The sequence below is a fragment of the Psychroflexus curvus genome, assembly GCF_020164585.1.
Lineage (GTDB): Bacteria > Bacteroidota > Bacteroidia > Flavobacteriales > Flavobacteriaceae > Psychroflexus > Psychroflexus curvus.
Genome location: NZ_JAIQZF010000006.1, coordinates 107,417 through 123,125 on the forward strand (window position 1 = coordinate 107,417; position 15,709 = coordinate 123,125).

Consider the following 15,709-nt stretch of genomic DNA (forward strand, 5'->3'; position numbering starts at 1 on the left):
GTGAATAGGTGTCTTGATTTATAACTTTTGAATTAAGGTTTTTTTTAAGAATTAAAATTCTACAAACCTCGAAAAATGAATTGAATTGAGCACCTTACTATTATTGTTTTTTTTTGTATTCGGCATTTGTGTTTTTAATCTACTTTACCAGCTTTGCTTTATTGTACTCATAGTTCATTTGAGCAATGTTAAGTACCGAAATATCCTGAGGACATTCTACCTGACAGGCTTCTGTATTGGTACAGTGACCAAAGCCCAAGTCTTCCATACGGTTCACCATATCGACAGTCCTTTTGTTACTTTCTTTTTTTCCTTGGGGAAGCTTTGCAAGCTGACTGATTTTTGATGAAGTAAAAAGAGCAGCACTGGCGTTTTTACAGGTAGCTACACAGGCTCCGCATCCAATACAGGCGGCAGAATCGAATGCAGACTCTGCTTCTTCATGAGAAACCAAAATACTATTAGCTTCAGGAGCTTGCCCTGTACTCACAGAAATATATCCTCCAGCTGCAATGATTTCATCTAAAGCGCTGCGATTGACTTTTAAATCTCGAATAACAGGAAAGGCTTTTGCCTTAAAAGGCTCAACAAAAATAGTATCGCCGTCTTTAAAAGAGCGCATATGTAGCTGGCAGGTGGTTGTATTTTTAAGTGGTCCATGCGCTATTCCATTTATCATCACTCCACATTGTCCACAAATACCTTCTCTGCAGTCATGGTCGAATTCTACCGGGCGTTCACCTTGTTTTGCTAACTTCAAATTGAGCATATCCAGCATTTCAAGGAAAGACATTTCTGCATCAACATCATCCAAGGTGTAAGTCTCTAATTGACCTTTTGTATTTTGATTTTTCTGCCGCCAGATTTTTAGATGTATTTTCATTACAATTCTGTTATTTATAGCTTCGCTGAGTAGGCTGAACGAATTCAAATTTTAATACTTCTTTGTTTAGAATAGGTGAAGAGACTTCGCCGCTCCATTCCCATGCGGCACTATAAGCAAAATCTTTATCATCTCTTTTGGCTTCACCATCTTCTGTTTGAAATTCTTCTCTAAAATGCGCTCCACAGGATTCATTTCGATTGAGAGCATCAATGCACATCAATTCTGAAAGTTCCAGATAGTCGCTTACTCTTCCTGCTTTTTCCAGCTCGCTGTTGATGTCTTCCACATCACCAGGTACCAGTAAATTGGTCTTAAAGTCTTCTCTCAAGTTTTGAATTTGTGAAATGGCAATTTTCAAACCGTCTTCAGATCGAGACAGGCCACATTTATCGTATAAAATTTTGCCTAGTTCGCGATGAAACTCCTCTGCTGTTTTAGTGCCTTTTTGATTTATAAAATGATGTAATTGCTTTTGAACTTTTTCTTCAGCTTCAGTAAAAGCCGGGTGATTTACATCTGTTTTTTTTACTTGTATTTGGTCGGCTAAATAATTCTGTAAAGTGTAAGGCGCAATATAGTAACCATCTACACAAGCCTGAAGTAAGGAATTAGCGCCAAGTCGGTTTGCCCCATGATCAGAAAAATTGGCTTCTCCAATAGCAAAAAGCCCTGGAATACTTGTCATTAAATCATAATCCACCCATAAACCACCCATCGAAAAGTGGGCAGATGGTGAAATTTTCATGGGTTCTTTATAAGCATCGATTCCAGTGATTTTTTGATACATAGTGAATAAATTACCGTATCGCTCAGCAATTAATTCTTGTCCGTATTCTTTGATAGCGTCAGAAAAGTCAAGATAAACCGCATTCTTTAAAGCGCCAACGCCTTTGCCTGCATCTATTTGTTCTTTGGCTGCTCTGGAAGCAATATCTCGAGGGGCTAAATTCCCAAAAGAAGGATATTTACGCTCAAGGTAATAGTCACGCTCTTCTTCTGGAATCTCGCCAGGAAGTCTTTGTTCTTCTTTAGACTTAGGAACCCAGATCCTGCCATCATTTCTCAAGGATTCCGACATCAAAGTCAGTTTGGATTGGTAAGGACCGCTTTGCGGTAAACTGGTAGGATGTACCTGAGTCCAGCTCGGGTTTGCCATGAGCGCTCCTTTTTTGTAAGCCCGCCATATGGCCGAAGCATTACAGCCCATGGCCAGAGTAGATAAATAATAAATTTTACCAAACCCACCAGTGGCTAAAATAACAGCATGAGCACCATGACGCTCAATTTCTCCCGTATCCAAATTTCTAGCTATGATTCCTTTTGCTTTTCCATCAATAATGACAAGGTCGAGCATTTCATGGCGTGTATAAAGTTGAACATTTCCCTGTTCCTTTTGCCTCATCAAGGCCTGATAAGCTCCTAAAAGCAATTGCTGTCCGGTTTGACCACGGGCATAAAAAGTTCTGGAAACCTGAACACCTCCAAAGGACCTGTTCTTAAGGTAACCACTGTATTCTCGTCCAAAGGGAACCCCCTGGGCCACAGCCTGATCAATCAAGCTAGCTGAACATTCTGCCAGTCTGTAGGTGTTAGCTTCCCGGGACCTGAAGTCCCCGCCTTTAAGAGTATCATAAAACATACGGTAAACACTATCACCATCGTTTTGGTAATTTTTCATGGCGTTGACCCCGCCTTGAGCAGCAACTGAATGAGCTCGTCTAGGTGAATCTTGAAAACAAAAACTTTTGATTTTATATCCCATTTCAGCTAATGAGGCTGCTGCCGAAGCTCCAGCCAAACCCGTTCCAACAACAATGACTTCAAGTTTTTTTCGGTTATTAGGACTTACCAGCTTGGCATGAGCTTTATAATTACTCCACTTATCCTTTAAGTCTCCTTCCGGAATAGTTGCATGAATTTCTTTAGCCATAGCTCAAGCGTTTAAATAAATATAAAGGGGAATAACAAAATAGCCTAAGGTTATGGCAACTGCAAAAACAACACCTACCGACTTAACTATACGGTTGTATGTGGGGTTGTATAAACCAATGCTCCTGATGGCACTAAAAAAACCATGCAGCAGATGAAATCCTAAAGCTAAAATCGCAACAGCGTATAAAATCACATACCATAATTTCTGAAACGAAACAATCACAAGGGTGTATAAATCTTTATTTCCATTGATGTCACTACTTAAGTCACCAAATTTATAGGGAAACCAGAAATCTTTAAAGTGTATGACTAAAAAGGCGAAAACAATAGTTCCTAAAAGCATCATTTGCCTTGAGTACCATTTGCTGGCTCTATTTCGCTTATCCTTCACGTAAGAAGAGCCCTTTGCCTTTTTTGCTTTTATACTTAAATAAATCGCATCTAGAGTATGAACCAAAATACTTGCGTATAGAACATAAGAGATGATTTTTACCACTAGATTATTAGATAAAAAATCACTGTATAAATTATATTGAAGTTGTGCTTCTTCTGGAGGTAACAACAGCTGAAAATTGCCGAGTAAATGAATGATCAAGAAAAAACATAAAAAAAGACCTGTCAAAGCCATTAAGTTTTTTCTGGTTATTGAGTTTTTTATGAACCACACAAGTATTACATGTTTTGAACTTCTAATTTACAATTTTTTAAGATTCATTCAATAACCAATTCAGCTTTCACCATAACATCTACGAGATTTAACATGTTTAAACTAAGGAATTCGTTGATTTTCAAATTTAAATTATAGATTTGTTATCTAACTAAACTTTAAATTATGAAATCACTAAAATCATTAATGCTATTTTTGATAGCTTCTCCGTTGTTGTTATCAGCACAACAGATCAACTATTCAGATCCAATCCCTATGGATGCTGATGTAAGAAAAGGTACACTGGATAATGGGCTAACCTACTATATCAAGCAAAACGAAAAACCTGAAGATAAAGTAGACCTGAGGTTAGTTATCAATGCGGGCTCAATTCTAGAAACTGAAAAACAACGCGGCTTAGCTCATTTTATGGAGCACATGTGTTTTAATGGAACTGAGCGATTTCCCAAAAATGAACTTGTAGATTACCTGCAAAGCATAGGTGTTAAATTTGGACAACACCTGAATGCTTACACAAGTTTTGATGAAACGGTTTACTTTTTACCCATCCCATCTGATGATGATGAAAAACTGAAGAAAGGCTTTGAAATTTTGGAAGATTGGGCATTCAATGCTACTTTAAGCCCAGAAGAAATCGATAAGGAACGCGGTGTGGTTTTAGAAGAATATAGACTTGGTCTGGGGGCAAATAAACGTATGATGGCCAATTATATCGATAAACTGATGTACGGTTCCAGGTATGCAGAACGACTGCCCATTGGTGAAAAAGAAGTGTTAGAAAACTTTGGCCATGAAGACCTAATCCAATTTTATGAAGATTGGTACCGCCCAGAGTTGATGAGTGTGATTGCCGTTGGAGATATTGATGTGGATCAAATCGAAAAAATGATTCAAATGCATTTTTCAAAGTATAAGAATCCCAAAAATCCAAAGCCAAGAAAAACCTACGGGGTTCCAAATCATGAAGAAACTTTCGTGGCTGTAGAAACTGATGAGGAAGCTCCTTTTTCTCAGGTTGAAGTCTATTACAAAGACTACAAAGAGACAGAACCAAATACCACTATAGGTGATTATAAAACACAGTTGGAAATTTCTTTGTTTTCTACCATGATCAATAACCGTTTGGATGAAATCAGAAATAGCAATAATCCACCCTTTAACTACGGGTTTTCTTATTATGGTGGCACCTGGTCTAGAGATAAAAAAGCATATCAGTCTTCAGCTATGGTGGGTGAAGGCAAGCAATTGGAAGCATTGAAAGTGTTGGTAGAAGAAAATCAGCGGGTGAAGATGCACGGTTTCACCGATAGTGAGTTGGAGCGTGCAAAAACAGAAATGCTGACTAGAATTGAAAGACAGTATAAGGAAAGAGATAAAACAGAATCTTCCAGATACGTACAGCAACTCCAAAATCAGTTTTTGCGAGGAAGTGTGATGACTAACATAGAATGGGATTATGAAATGACAGAAAAGCTTTTTCCAGAAATCTCAGTGGATGACATCAATGGTCAAATCGACGATTACATAAAAAAAGACAACCGTGTGGTCATTCTGACGGGTCCAGAAAAAGAAGGACTCGAAAAACCATCTAAAGAAGAAGTTTTGGAAGTCATTAATATAGAGTCTAAGGATTTAGCTCCTTATCAAGACGAAGCTATTGCTGAAAGCCTCATCAGAAAAACCTTATCCAAAGGAAATATTACAGCTTCTGAAATTAATGAAACCACAGATTCTAAAACTCTGACTTTATCCAATGGAGCTAAAGTGACCTATAAGCAAACAGACTTCAAAAACGATCAAATTTTATTTGAAGCTATAAGTTTTGGAGGATCAAATTTAATCGATAATGCAACGTACAAAGAAGTGCAGTGGGCGATGGGTGGTCTTACTGAAGCTGGTTTTTCTGGAATGGACAAAAATGCGATCAGTAAATTCATGAGTGGTAAAACAGCTAGTGTTACTCCTTATGTTAGTAGTGCTTCCGAAGGAATGAGAGGAAGTTCAACGCCAAAAGATCTGGAATATTTAATGCAGATGATTCAGGCTTATTTCACAGATTTAAACTACGATGAAGAAGCTTTTGAAAGTTTTAAAACCAAGCAAAACGCTTTCATGTCCAACTTAACATCGATGCCAAATTTTTACTTTCAGGAGCAATTTTACACCTTTCTAAGTAAAGATAACCCAAGATTCAATGGTATTTTACCCGATGAAGAAGCCTGGAATCAAACCGATTACAAAAAGGCTTATGAAATTTATCAAGAGCGTTTCGAAAATGCTGGAGATTTTCACTTCTACTTCGTTGGAAATATAAATGAAGATGAGTTCAAGTCTTATTTAGAAACCTATATAGCTTCTTTGCCAGCAACTGAAACCTCAGAAGAAGCAGTAGATTTAGGCTACAGAATGCTTGAAGGCGATCATAAAAAAGTGGTCAAGAAAGGAAAGGATCCTAAAAGCCAGGTGACCATTCTTTTCTATGGTGAAACTGAGTACAGCCCAAAAGAAGCTCTAGCCATGAATGCTGTGGGAGAGGTGCTCACTATAAAACTTATTGAAGAACTGAGAGAAGGTAAAAGCGGAGTTTATGGTGCAGGTGCAAGCGGTAGAATAAGCAAAGTGCCTTATGGAAGTTATAATTTCAGTATTAGTTTTCCTTGTGGTCCTGAAAATGCAGAGAACTTAACTGAATCTGCTTTGGCTGAACTTGACAAAATTATACAAAACGGTCCTGATGCTGAAGATTTAAATAAATTTAAGGAGTCTGAAAAGCTCGAGTATAAAGAAAAAATGAAAGAGAATAAATTCTGGTTAGACCAGTTTACTCAGGCTTACACTTACGATACTTCATTGGATAGAATAATGACTTATAAAGATAGAATTGAAAGCTTAACCGCTGAAGATATTCAAAATGTTGCTAAGAAATACTTATCTAAAGATAAAGTTATCGGGATGCTAATGCCTGAAGAAGACTAGTGCTTGAGGCATGAATAACTCAAAAAAAGCCTGAGAAATTTGATTTCTCAGGCTTTTTATTTTGAATAAATCAAGAGGGTTAAGTCTGTATCACGCCCAAGTTAAAATCTTTGGTAATAGGGGCATGGTTAGCGACGTCAATTCCGTTAGAAATCCATTTTCTGGTATCCAGTGGTTCAATCACGGCATCTGTCCACAACCTTGCAGCAGCAAAATAAGGGCTGGTCTGCTCGTCGTAGTTATTTTTGATTTTATCGTAAAGCTCTTTTTCTTTCTCTTCCGTTATTTTTTCTCCTTTGGCTTTAAGCCTGGAGGTTTCAATGGACAGCAACACTTTTGCTGCTGAGTTTCCACTCATCACTGCCAATTCTGCACTAGGCCAGGCAAAAATCAATCTAGGGTCGTAAGCTTTTCCACACATGGCATAATTACCAGCTCCATAAGAGTTACCGATAATCACTGTGAACTTTGGAACAACCGAATTACTTACAGCATTCACCATTTTGGCTCCATCTTTAATGATGCCTCCATGTTCGCTTTTGCTGCCCACCATAAAACCGGTGACATCCTGAACGAACACCAATGGAATTTTTTTCTGATTACAATTGGCGATAAAACGCGTCGCTTTATCTGCAGAGTCGCTGTAAATCACACCACCAAACTGCATTTCACCTTTTTTAGTTTTGACAATTTTCCGTTGGTTGGCTACAATCCCAACAGCCCAGCCATCGATTCTTGCATAACCAGTAATAATGGTCTGGCCAAAGCCTTTTTTGTACTCTTCAAATTCCGAACCATCCACAAGACGCTCTAGGATTGGCATCATGTCATATTGGTCACTTCGTTTAGCAGGAAGTAACCCATAAATTTCTTTGGGGTCTAATTTTGGTTTTACAGGTTTCTTTCGATTAAATCCAGCCTTATCAAAATCGCCGATTTTATCAACAATGCTTTTGATTTTGCTCAAAGCATCTTTATCATCATCGGCTTTATAATCGGTCACACCACTTATTTCACAATGCGTAGTGGCTCCGCCAAGGGTTTCGTTATCCACATTTTCACCAATGGCAGCCTTTACAAGATAACTACCGGCAAGAAAAATACTCCCTGTTTTATCCACAATCATGGCCTCGTCGCTCATAATTGGTAAATAAGCACCACCAGCTACGCAACTGCCCATAATAGCAGAAATCTGTGTGATTCCCATGCTACTCATAACCGCATTGTTTCTAAAAATTCTGCCAAAATGTTCTTTATCTGGGAATATTTCATCCTGCATTGGCAAATAAACGCCGGCACTGTCTACAAGATAAATTATAGGCAGTCTATTTTCAATTGAGATTTCCTGAGCTCTCAGATTTTTCTTGCCCGTTATCGGAAACCAGGCGCCAGCTTTAACGGTGGCATCGTTGGCTACAACTATTACTTTTTTTCCAGAAACTTTTCCAATTTTCACAACTACGCCACCACCAGGACATCCGCCATGCTCTTCGTACATTCCATCTCCGGCAAAAGCTCCTATTTCTATAGAATCTTTCTTATCGTCAAGCAGGAAATCAATACGCTCCCTGGCTGTCATTTTACCTTTGCTGTGATGTTTTTCAATCTTTTTTTCACCTCCACCAAGGCTTACTTTAGCAAATCTACTTCTGAGATCGGAAACCAGAAGTTTGTTGTGATCTTCGTTTTTATTGAATTTTATATCCATGAATAAGGCTCTATAAGTTGAGTTGCTAAAATACAAAACCAATCCAATAAACCTTAAACGTTTGAGTTTACTCTGTATTTATTTTTCTTCGGATTTTGTTCTTAATAGCATTATTTTGCTTATTTAACTTAATTTAAACGCCATAGATCATTGATAAAAGCGATGTTATCATAAATTTGATTTTTATTTAAACTTGTGACTAAAAACCAGTCTTCTTTTCGACCCCTACATAAAAAGATACTTAGAATTCTACTAAGGTTCTTTCTCGGTCTCCTCATACTCTTTATTTTAATGGTTCTTTTTGTTAGAAGTCCATGGGGACAGGGTATTATAGTGGATGAGGTTACAGATTATGTCAGCGAAAAGGTGGATACCAAATTTAAAATTGGCAAACTTTACCTTACGTTTTCCGGAAATTTAACCTTAGAAGAGCTTTATCTTGAAGACAGGTCACAGGATACCTTAGTGTATTCTAAATATTTAGAAGCTAACGTGCCATTTCGACCACTTTTATTTGGTGACGAAATCCAAGTTGATTTTGTGAAATGGGACGGTCTTAAGGCCAATATAATTAGAAAAGACAGTATCGAGGGTTTTAACTTTCAATACATTATCGATGCTTTTGCCGTTCAGGGTGAAAGCGAATCTACAACTCAGAAAAACACTGAAAACACAACTGAAATTTCTGTAGGAAGTATTTCTTTTACTGATTTTGATCTCACTTATTACGATGAGGTTACCGGGATCGATTCTGAATTACATCTGGGGAGTTTAGAAGTGGATAGCGAAACAATTGATCTTCAAAACATGAAGTTTCATTTGTCTGAAGTCAGCCTAAGTGACACTTCTATCGCTTTTTCTCTAACTAAACCTGCAGTAACTTCAGAAGAGGAAGAAGAAGTTACGTCACCTTGGATTTTAGTCGATGAACTTAGCATTAAAGGTGTCGATATCAATTACAATTCTTTGCCAGATGGCATCGCTTCTGAAGCTTATATCGATGATTTTTACTTTTCTGACTTAGATATCAATCTTGACACTCAGGTTGTTGCTTTAGACCAGCTGGTGTGGAAAGACAGTCGAGTTAAACTCGAAATGGAATCGAGCTCAGCTTCTGATGAAAAAACTGAAAAAGTGGCAGAGTCCAGTCAGGGCTTTTCCTGGCCTCAATGGAAAGTGAATGTGAATGCGATCGATTTTCAAAATCAAACAATAGAATTTTATCAAAATGAGAAACGACCAAGGAAAGGTGAGTTTTCTGCAGAAGCTTTGTTTTTTGAAGAGTTTAATTTTAATCTAAATGATCTCATAGTTTCTAAAGACGAAAACCTGAGTTTTAATCTCAATGACCTTCGTTTCAGAGAGGGTAGTGGACTTGTTTTGGAAGAATTCCAGATGCAAACGCGATTAACTTCAGAAGAAACTACTCTGAATGATCTGAAGTTAAAATTAAATAATAGTTTAGTTTTTGCTGATTTCAATCTAAAGTACGCAACACTGGATGATCTTATAAATTCACCATTAACTTCTACTTTGGAATTTGATGTGAGTAGGCTTAAAGTCAATGTAAAAGATGCTTATGTGTTTTCATCTGAACTGAAAACTAACGATCAGCTACGGAATTTAGCTCAACATAATTTCGAAGGTAATTTTAAGGCCGAAGGGAATTTAGAAAAATTAAGGGTTTCCAAATTCAACCTTAACTGGGGTGAAAACACTCAGCTGCAACTGAAAGGGGATTTAAGCCAGTTTACAGATGTCGATAACTTAGGTTTCAATATCACAAATTTGACTGCTAAATCCAACAAACAGGATTTGTCTGAATTTATTTCAGAAGAGGACTTGGGGATTTCTTTACCAGAATCCGTTATTTTGAGTGGGATTTTCAGAAAAGTTGGCTCTGGTTTTTCGACTAAAAGTCAGTTGAAAAGTTCCTTGGGTAATATTCAGTTAGATGGGTATTTCAATTCCACGAACGCAATCGATTATAGAGTTAATTTTGATATCAAATCACTAAAACTAGGAGAATTACTACAAAATAAAGAGCTCGGTGACTTGAGCATGCAACTGAATTCAAACGGTAAAGGAAATTCAATTGACGAGCTTACGGCTGAGCTTTCATCAAAGGTGGATAGCATTCGCTGGAAAACTTATACCTTTTCAGGGATGGAAATCAACGGCAATCTAGAGGATGGAAATGGTGATGTAAGATTTGACTATACCGATGAAAATCTAAAATTTGACTTTGTCTCCAACATTGAATTAGATTCTGTTTCTCCTAAAGTGGATTTAAAGTTTAATTTGGAAGGAATTAATACGCGAGAACTCGGGTTCACTTCCAAAGATATAAGAGCTAAGCTGTTGGCCAATGTTCAATTTGAAGGCAATTCAAATCAATTTCAACTCGATGCTCAGCTTGAGGATACTCGTGTGGTTTATGATAATAGTTCTTATGACTTAGGAAATTTTGACTTTTCTTCAAAAGTGGATTCCACCCAATCCACAGCAGAAATCACAAGTCAATTTCTGAATGGAAACTTACAGGCTAATCATAATATTGAAGGAATTCTCAATGCGCTTCAAAATCATTTTGAAAAATATACGAAGGATTCTGTCTTGCCAAACAAATCTGCTCGTCCTGTCAATTTTGATGCTGATTTGAAATTTATCGACTTTCCCATCTTATCTGAAGTTTTCGTTGAAGGTATCCAGGATATGGATACTCTGAGGGCTTCTATTCACTTTGATGAGGAGAACAATCAATTAACCTCTAGCCTTAAGCTTCCTTATCTTAGCTACAACGACAGCGAGATTGTGGGATTGAACTTAGACCTAAATTCTACCGGGGATTTTGCAGAATTCAAATTTGTACTGGACAATATTGTAGCAGAGCCTTTAGATGTTGCTAAAACTCAACTTGATGGTGAATTTAAAGACAGTCAGCTCAATTTGAATTTGAATGCCTTCAAAGATGATAAGGACTATTTCAGTTCTGCTGTTTCTATCAGCTTTGAAGATGAAGAGCTCTACAGGTTGAATGTGTCGCCAGATAAATTGATATTGAATGGTTCTCCATGGATTATTCCTGAAGATAACGAGATCGTTTACCAGAACGATACCGTTAAAGTGACTAACTTCAAATTCACTAGAAATCGACAGGAAATTGAACTCACCAATAAATTAGATTTTGAAAACTACCATCTGGGAATTATTTTTGATAATTTTAGATTATCGACTATTACCAATTATTTAAATCCAGATGATAAATTGGCCAGTGGTAAATTGAGCGGGAATTTGGTTGTGATAGAACCTTTTAGTTCAAATGGCTTGATTTCTAATCTGGACATTGAAGATTTAAGAATTACAGAAGTTCCATTAGGAAATTTAGCATTCAAAGCTGAGGCAAGTTCAGGTGATAATTATAAACTCAATTTAAGCCTTAAGGATGCAGGTATAGATCTTGCTGTAAATGGAATCTATCAAACGAATACTTCAGAAACCACTGTTGATTTTGATATCGATCTAAGAACACTGGAAATGCAAACTTTAGAAAAATTTGCTACAGATTACATCAAAAATTCTAACGGAAACTTGAAAGGAGACTTCGAGGTCAATGGACCTTTAGATGAATTGGATTACAAAGGTTTTTTAGCATTCGATGGAGTTCAATTCAACTTATCAACTCTAAATACTCTACTCCAGTTTAAAAATGAAAGAATTGAGTTAACCAAAAACAAGGTCAGTTTTGATAACTTCACAGTTGCAGATCAACAAGACAATACCCTTACTACATCTGGATTTATTGATGTTGAAGAACTGATAAATCCAAAGTTTGATTTGTCTTTTGACGCCAACAACTTCCAGCTTTTAAACTCAACAGCTGAAGATAATGATTTATACTATGGAAAACTTGTTTTTGATGCTTCAGCAAAATTAAACGGAAATCTGGACTTGCCAAAAGTGGATTTAAACCTCAGCATAAAAGAGGAAACAGACTTAACTTATATAGTTCCAGAATCCCGGGCAAGTATAGAAGAAAGAGATGGTGTTGTTGTTTTTGTAAACAAAGACCATCCAGACAATATTCTCACTAAAAAAGATGATGAAGAATTGAAAGTAGTTTTAACGGGAATCGATCTAAACAGCACTATAAATATCCAAAAGCAATCCAAGGTTGCAGTTGTTTTTAATGAAAGGACCGGAGATAATGTGGTGGTTCAGGGTGGAGGAGATTTTAAGTTTTCTATATCTAGAACTGGGAAAATGAATCTTGTTGGTAAGTATGAAGTCACAGATGGAAGTGTGGAACTAAATTTTTACAATATAGTAAAACGAAAATTTAATATAGCGCCATCAAGTTCTGTAACATGGAATGGCAACCCCTATAATGCGGATTTGGATTTAAGAGCAATCTATAAAGTAGAAACCTCTGCCAGCTCACTTATGGCTTTTCAAACTGCCGGTGAGAATGTCGCAACTCAAAATAGATATAAGCAGCAACTTCCGTTTTTTGTTTATATGGATGTTGGTGATGAACTGATGTCTCCAGAGCTTTCTTTTAAGTTGGATATGCCGGAGGATAGACAAGGAGTAGCAAGCGGTTCAGTATATGGAAGAATTTCTCAGGTCAACCAGGAGGAAGACCAGTTGAACAAGCAGGTGTTTTCATTGCTGGTGCTCAATCGATTTTACCCCGTATCTGGAAGTGATGGAAGTCAGGGGGGACCAGCAACTATAGCAAGAGATAATATCAATCAGGCCTTGTCCGATCAATTAAACAGGTTTTCAGATAAGCTAACTGGCAATACAGGTGTTTCACTTAATTTTGACGTGAATAGTTATACAGATTACCAGGGGAGTACAGCTCAGGAACGAACCGATGTAGATATTTCAGCTCAAAAGAAATTATTTGACGACAGACTTGTTGTAGAGGCAGGGAGTCAAGTGAACGTTCAGGGAGATCAAAGACCTGGAGAAAGTCAGGGAGTTGTTGGAAACGTAAGTGTGGAGTACTTACTTACCGAAGACGGTCGCTGGAAATTGAGAGGGTTTAGGAAAAGTGAATATGAAAATGTGATAGATGGACAAGTCTTCATCAGTGGAATAGCGCTTATATTTACTCGAGAATTCAATAAGTTTAAAGTGCTTTGGGATAGTGCTTACAGAGAATCTTTGAAAGAAAAAGAAGTTGAAGTTGAAACTGAATCAAAGGAAGATTCTGAAGACAAACAAGAACCTGAAACCAAAACAAATGAGTAGATTTATAAAATTATCACTTTTTATACTTTTTGCTTTCTTGCTATTGTCTTCCTGCAGTGTCAGAAAATATTTACCTGAGGATAAAACCTTATACACTGGCGCTGAAATAAAATTTGAACGCAAAAAAGACGACGATATAAGCAAGCTAGAGGCTAAACTGAAATCTGCGGTTTCCCGAAATACAAATTCAAAAGTTTTAGGAATGCGTCCGGGTCTTTATTTTTATTTCAAGGCCAATAAGAAAAATCCTGGATTTATCAATAAATTCCTCAATAAACAAATCGGTGAGAATCCCTATTATTTTAAGAATGAAGATGTTAGAGCTGCAGAAGATATTCTTAATAACAGATTGGAAAACAGTGGTTACTTTGGCAGCAGGGTAACTACTAAGATTGAAACAGACTCCTCAGACCAGTCAACATCGGTGTTGTATTCTATTGACTTATCTAAACCTTACAGGCTAGGGTTGTACAAGCTTAATAAAACCACAGGAGATTCACTTCAGATTTACGAGGAGATAAAAGCATCGCTTCGGTATTCAGAACTAAAAGAAAACAGCCTTTTTGATTTAGATCTTTTAAAATCAGAACGTGAGCGAATAGATCAGTACTTGAAAGAGCGTGGTTTCTATAATTTCAATTCAGATTTTTTAATTTTTGAAGCAGACACAAATGCCTATGATAATCGCCGATTCAATTTATTTTTAAGATTAAAAACCGAGGTTCCAGAAAAATCATTGGTGCCTTATATAGTCGATGAAGTTAATATTCATCCCAACCGAACCCTTTCTAATGAAGAGAAAGTAAAAGATACGCTATTTTATAAGGGGTATAATTTTATTCAGGATTCAGTTTTTATTAGGCCCAAATATTTAAAACCTTACGTATTAATAAACCCAGGAGAGACCTACAATCCAAAGTTATCACGCTACACCAGTCGAAGACTGTCTTCTATCAGGACATACAAATTTGTAAATATAGATTATCAGGAAACCGACACCCTTACCGGCGAGAATGGAAAAAGACATCTCAATGCAGAGATTTATCTTTCCCCAATGAATAAGCGATCATTAAGGCTGGAGCTGCAAGGTGTCACCAAATCAAATAATTTTGCAGGACCCAATCTTAGCCTTGTTTATTCCAATAGAAATGTGTTTAAAGGAGGAGAATTGTTGAGGTTATCATTAAACGGTGGTTATGAGCAGCAGTTTTTTGGTAAAACGGGGAATCAGGGATTGAGCAGTATTCAATTAGGCCTGAACGGGTCTCTGTTATTTCCACGATTGATTTTTCCTATTGATCTCAATGAAAGTTTCAAATATGCCATTCCTAAAACTAAAGTAAGTTTGAGCATTGACTATCTCAACCGAACACAATTATATAATTTGAGCTCTATTTCTACTTCATTTGGCTATTTATGGGAAGGAAACAGTTATGTGACTCATCAGTTAAGACCCATTAATCTAGAATACGTTAGCTTAGGTAATACCTCAGAGGAATTTGATGAGATTTTGGATAGTAATCCTTTTTTAAGGAGAAGTTTTGAGCAGCAATTTATAGCAGGTCTCACTTATAATTTCACTTATAATGAAATAAAAGATCAAACAACCAGCGAAGGTCTTTACTTCGGTTTCAATTATGATATGGCCGGAAATGGTCTTAATTTATTTGGATCTCAAAACGAAGAAGGTCAAAATGAATTTATAGGCCTGGAATATGCCCATTACTTTAAGGCTGATATCGATTTGAGGTATCATTTAAGATTAAACCGAAAACGAAAAAAGTTAATAGGTAGAATTTTTGCCGGAGTGGGGCGACCTATGGGAACTACAGAGTCTCTCCCTTTTGTAAAACAATATTTTTCTGGAGGACCTTACAGCATAAGGGCTTTTAGAATAAGGTCTCTTGGGCCGGGAACTTATTCGTCAGAAGATGGAAGCAATTCCTTTTTCGACCAATCTGGGGATATCAAGTTCGAAGCCAACCTGGAATATAGATTTCCAATTACAGATTACCTCAATGGGGCATTTTTTGCGGATGCAGGCAATGTCTGGCTTATGAATGACAACAAGGCAACACCTGGCGGAAAATTCACATCGAATTTTATCAACGAAATTGGAGCTGGTGTAGGTTTAGGACTTCGGGTCGATGTTCAGGGATTTGTCATCAGACTGGATCTGGCAACCCCCGTAAAAGAACCCACAACCTCCTGGTATCTTGATTCATTAAATCCGGTTCTCAATTTCGCAATAGGTTATCCTTTTTAATTTCTAAAATGAATC

7 protein-coding genes are annotated in these 15,709 nt (G+C 37.1%); 3 read left to right on the forward strand and 4 right to left on the reverse strand.

Annotated features, from left to right (window positions below; translation table 11 throughout):
* Window positions 1–139 precede the first annotated feature (139 nt).
* Genes LB450_RS10315 through LB450_RS10325 form a run of 3 tightly spaced genes read right to left on the reverse strand, consistent with a single transcriptional unit; the run spans window position 140 to window position 3,476 of the window.
* The gene (locus LB450_RS10315; RefSeq protein WP_224488194.1) at window positions 140–883 is read right to left on the reverse strand and encodes a succinate dehydrogenase/fumarate reductase iron-sulfur subunit; all 744 of its coding nucleotides are present in this window, start codon (window positions 881–883) and stop codon (window positions 140–142) included.
* Window positions 884–893: 10 nt separating this feature from the next.
* On the reverse strand, window positions 894–2,816 hold the full coding sequence (locus LB450_RS10320; RefSeq protein WP_224488196.1) for a fumarate reductase/succinate dehydrogenase flavoprotein subunit: 1,923 nt from the start codon (window positions 2,814–2,816) through the stop codon (window positions 894–896).
* Window positions 2,817–2,819: 3 nt separating this feature from the next.
* Window positions 2,820–3,476 (reverse strand): succinate dehydrogenase cytochrome b subunit, encoded by a 657-nt coding sequence (locus tag LB450_RS10325; RefSeq protein ID WP_224488680.1) that lies wholly within the window; start codon window positions 3,474–3,476, stop codon window positions 2,820–2,822.
* 174 nt (window positions 3,477–3,650) lie between these two features.
* On the opposite strand from LB450_RS10325, the gene LB450_RS10330 reads away from it, so the two are divergent.
* On the forward strand, window positions 3,651–6,461 hold the full coding sequence (locus tag LB450_RS10330) for a M16 family metallopeptidase (protein WP_224488198.1): 2,811 nt from the start codon (window positions 3,651–3,653) through the stop codon (window positions 6,459–6,461).
* Window positions 6,462–6,540: 79 nt separating this feature from the next.
* On the opposite strand, the gene LB450_RS10335 is transcribed toward LB450_RS10330, so the two are convergent.
* Complete coding sequence (locus LB450_RS10335) at window positions 6,541–8,169, reverse strand: acyl-CoA carboxylase subunit beta (RefSeq protein WP_224488201.1); 1,629 nt, start codon at window positions 8,167–8,169, stop codon at window positions 6,541–6,543.
* A gap of 291 nt (window positions 8,170–8,460) precedes the next feature.
* Between LB450_RS10335 and LB450_RS10340 the strand changes: the two genes are divergently transcribed.
* Window positions 8,461–13,428: a translocation/assembly module TamB domain-containing protein gene (locus LB450_RS10340; protein WP_224488202.1), complete on the forward strand. Its 4,968-nt coding sequence runs from the start codon at window positions 8,461–8,463 to the stop codon at window positions 13,426–13,428.
* Window positions 13,421–15,694 (forward strand): translocation and assembly module lipoprotein TamL, encoded by a 2,274-nt coding sequence (tamL, locus tag LB450_RS10345; protein WP_224488211.1) that lies wholly within the window; start codon window positions 13,421–13,423, stop codon window positions 15,692–15,694. Before LB450_RS10340 ends, tamL begins: the two co-directional genes overlap by 8 nt.
* The last annotated feature ends 15 nt before the right edge of the window (window positions 15,695–15,709 follow it).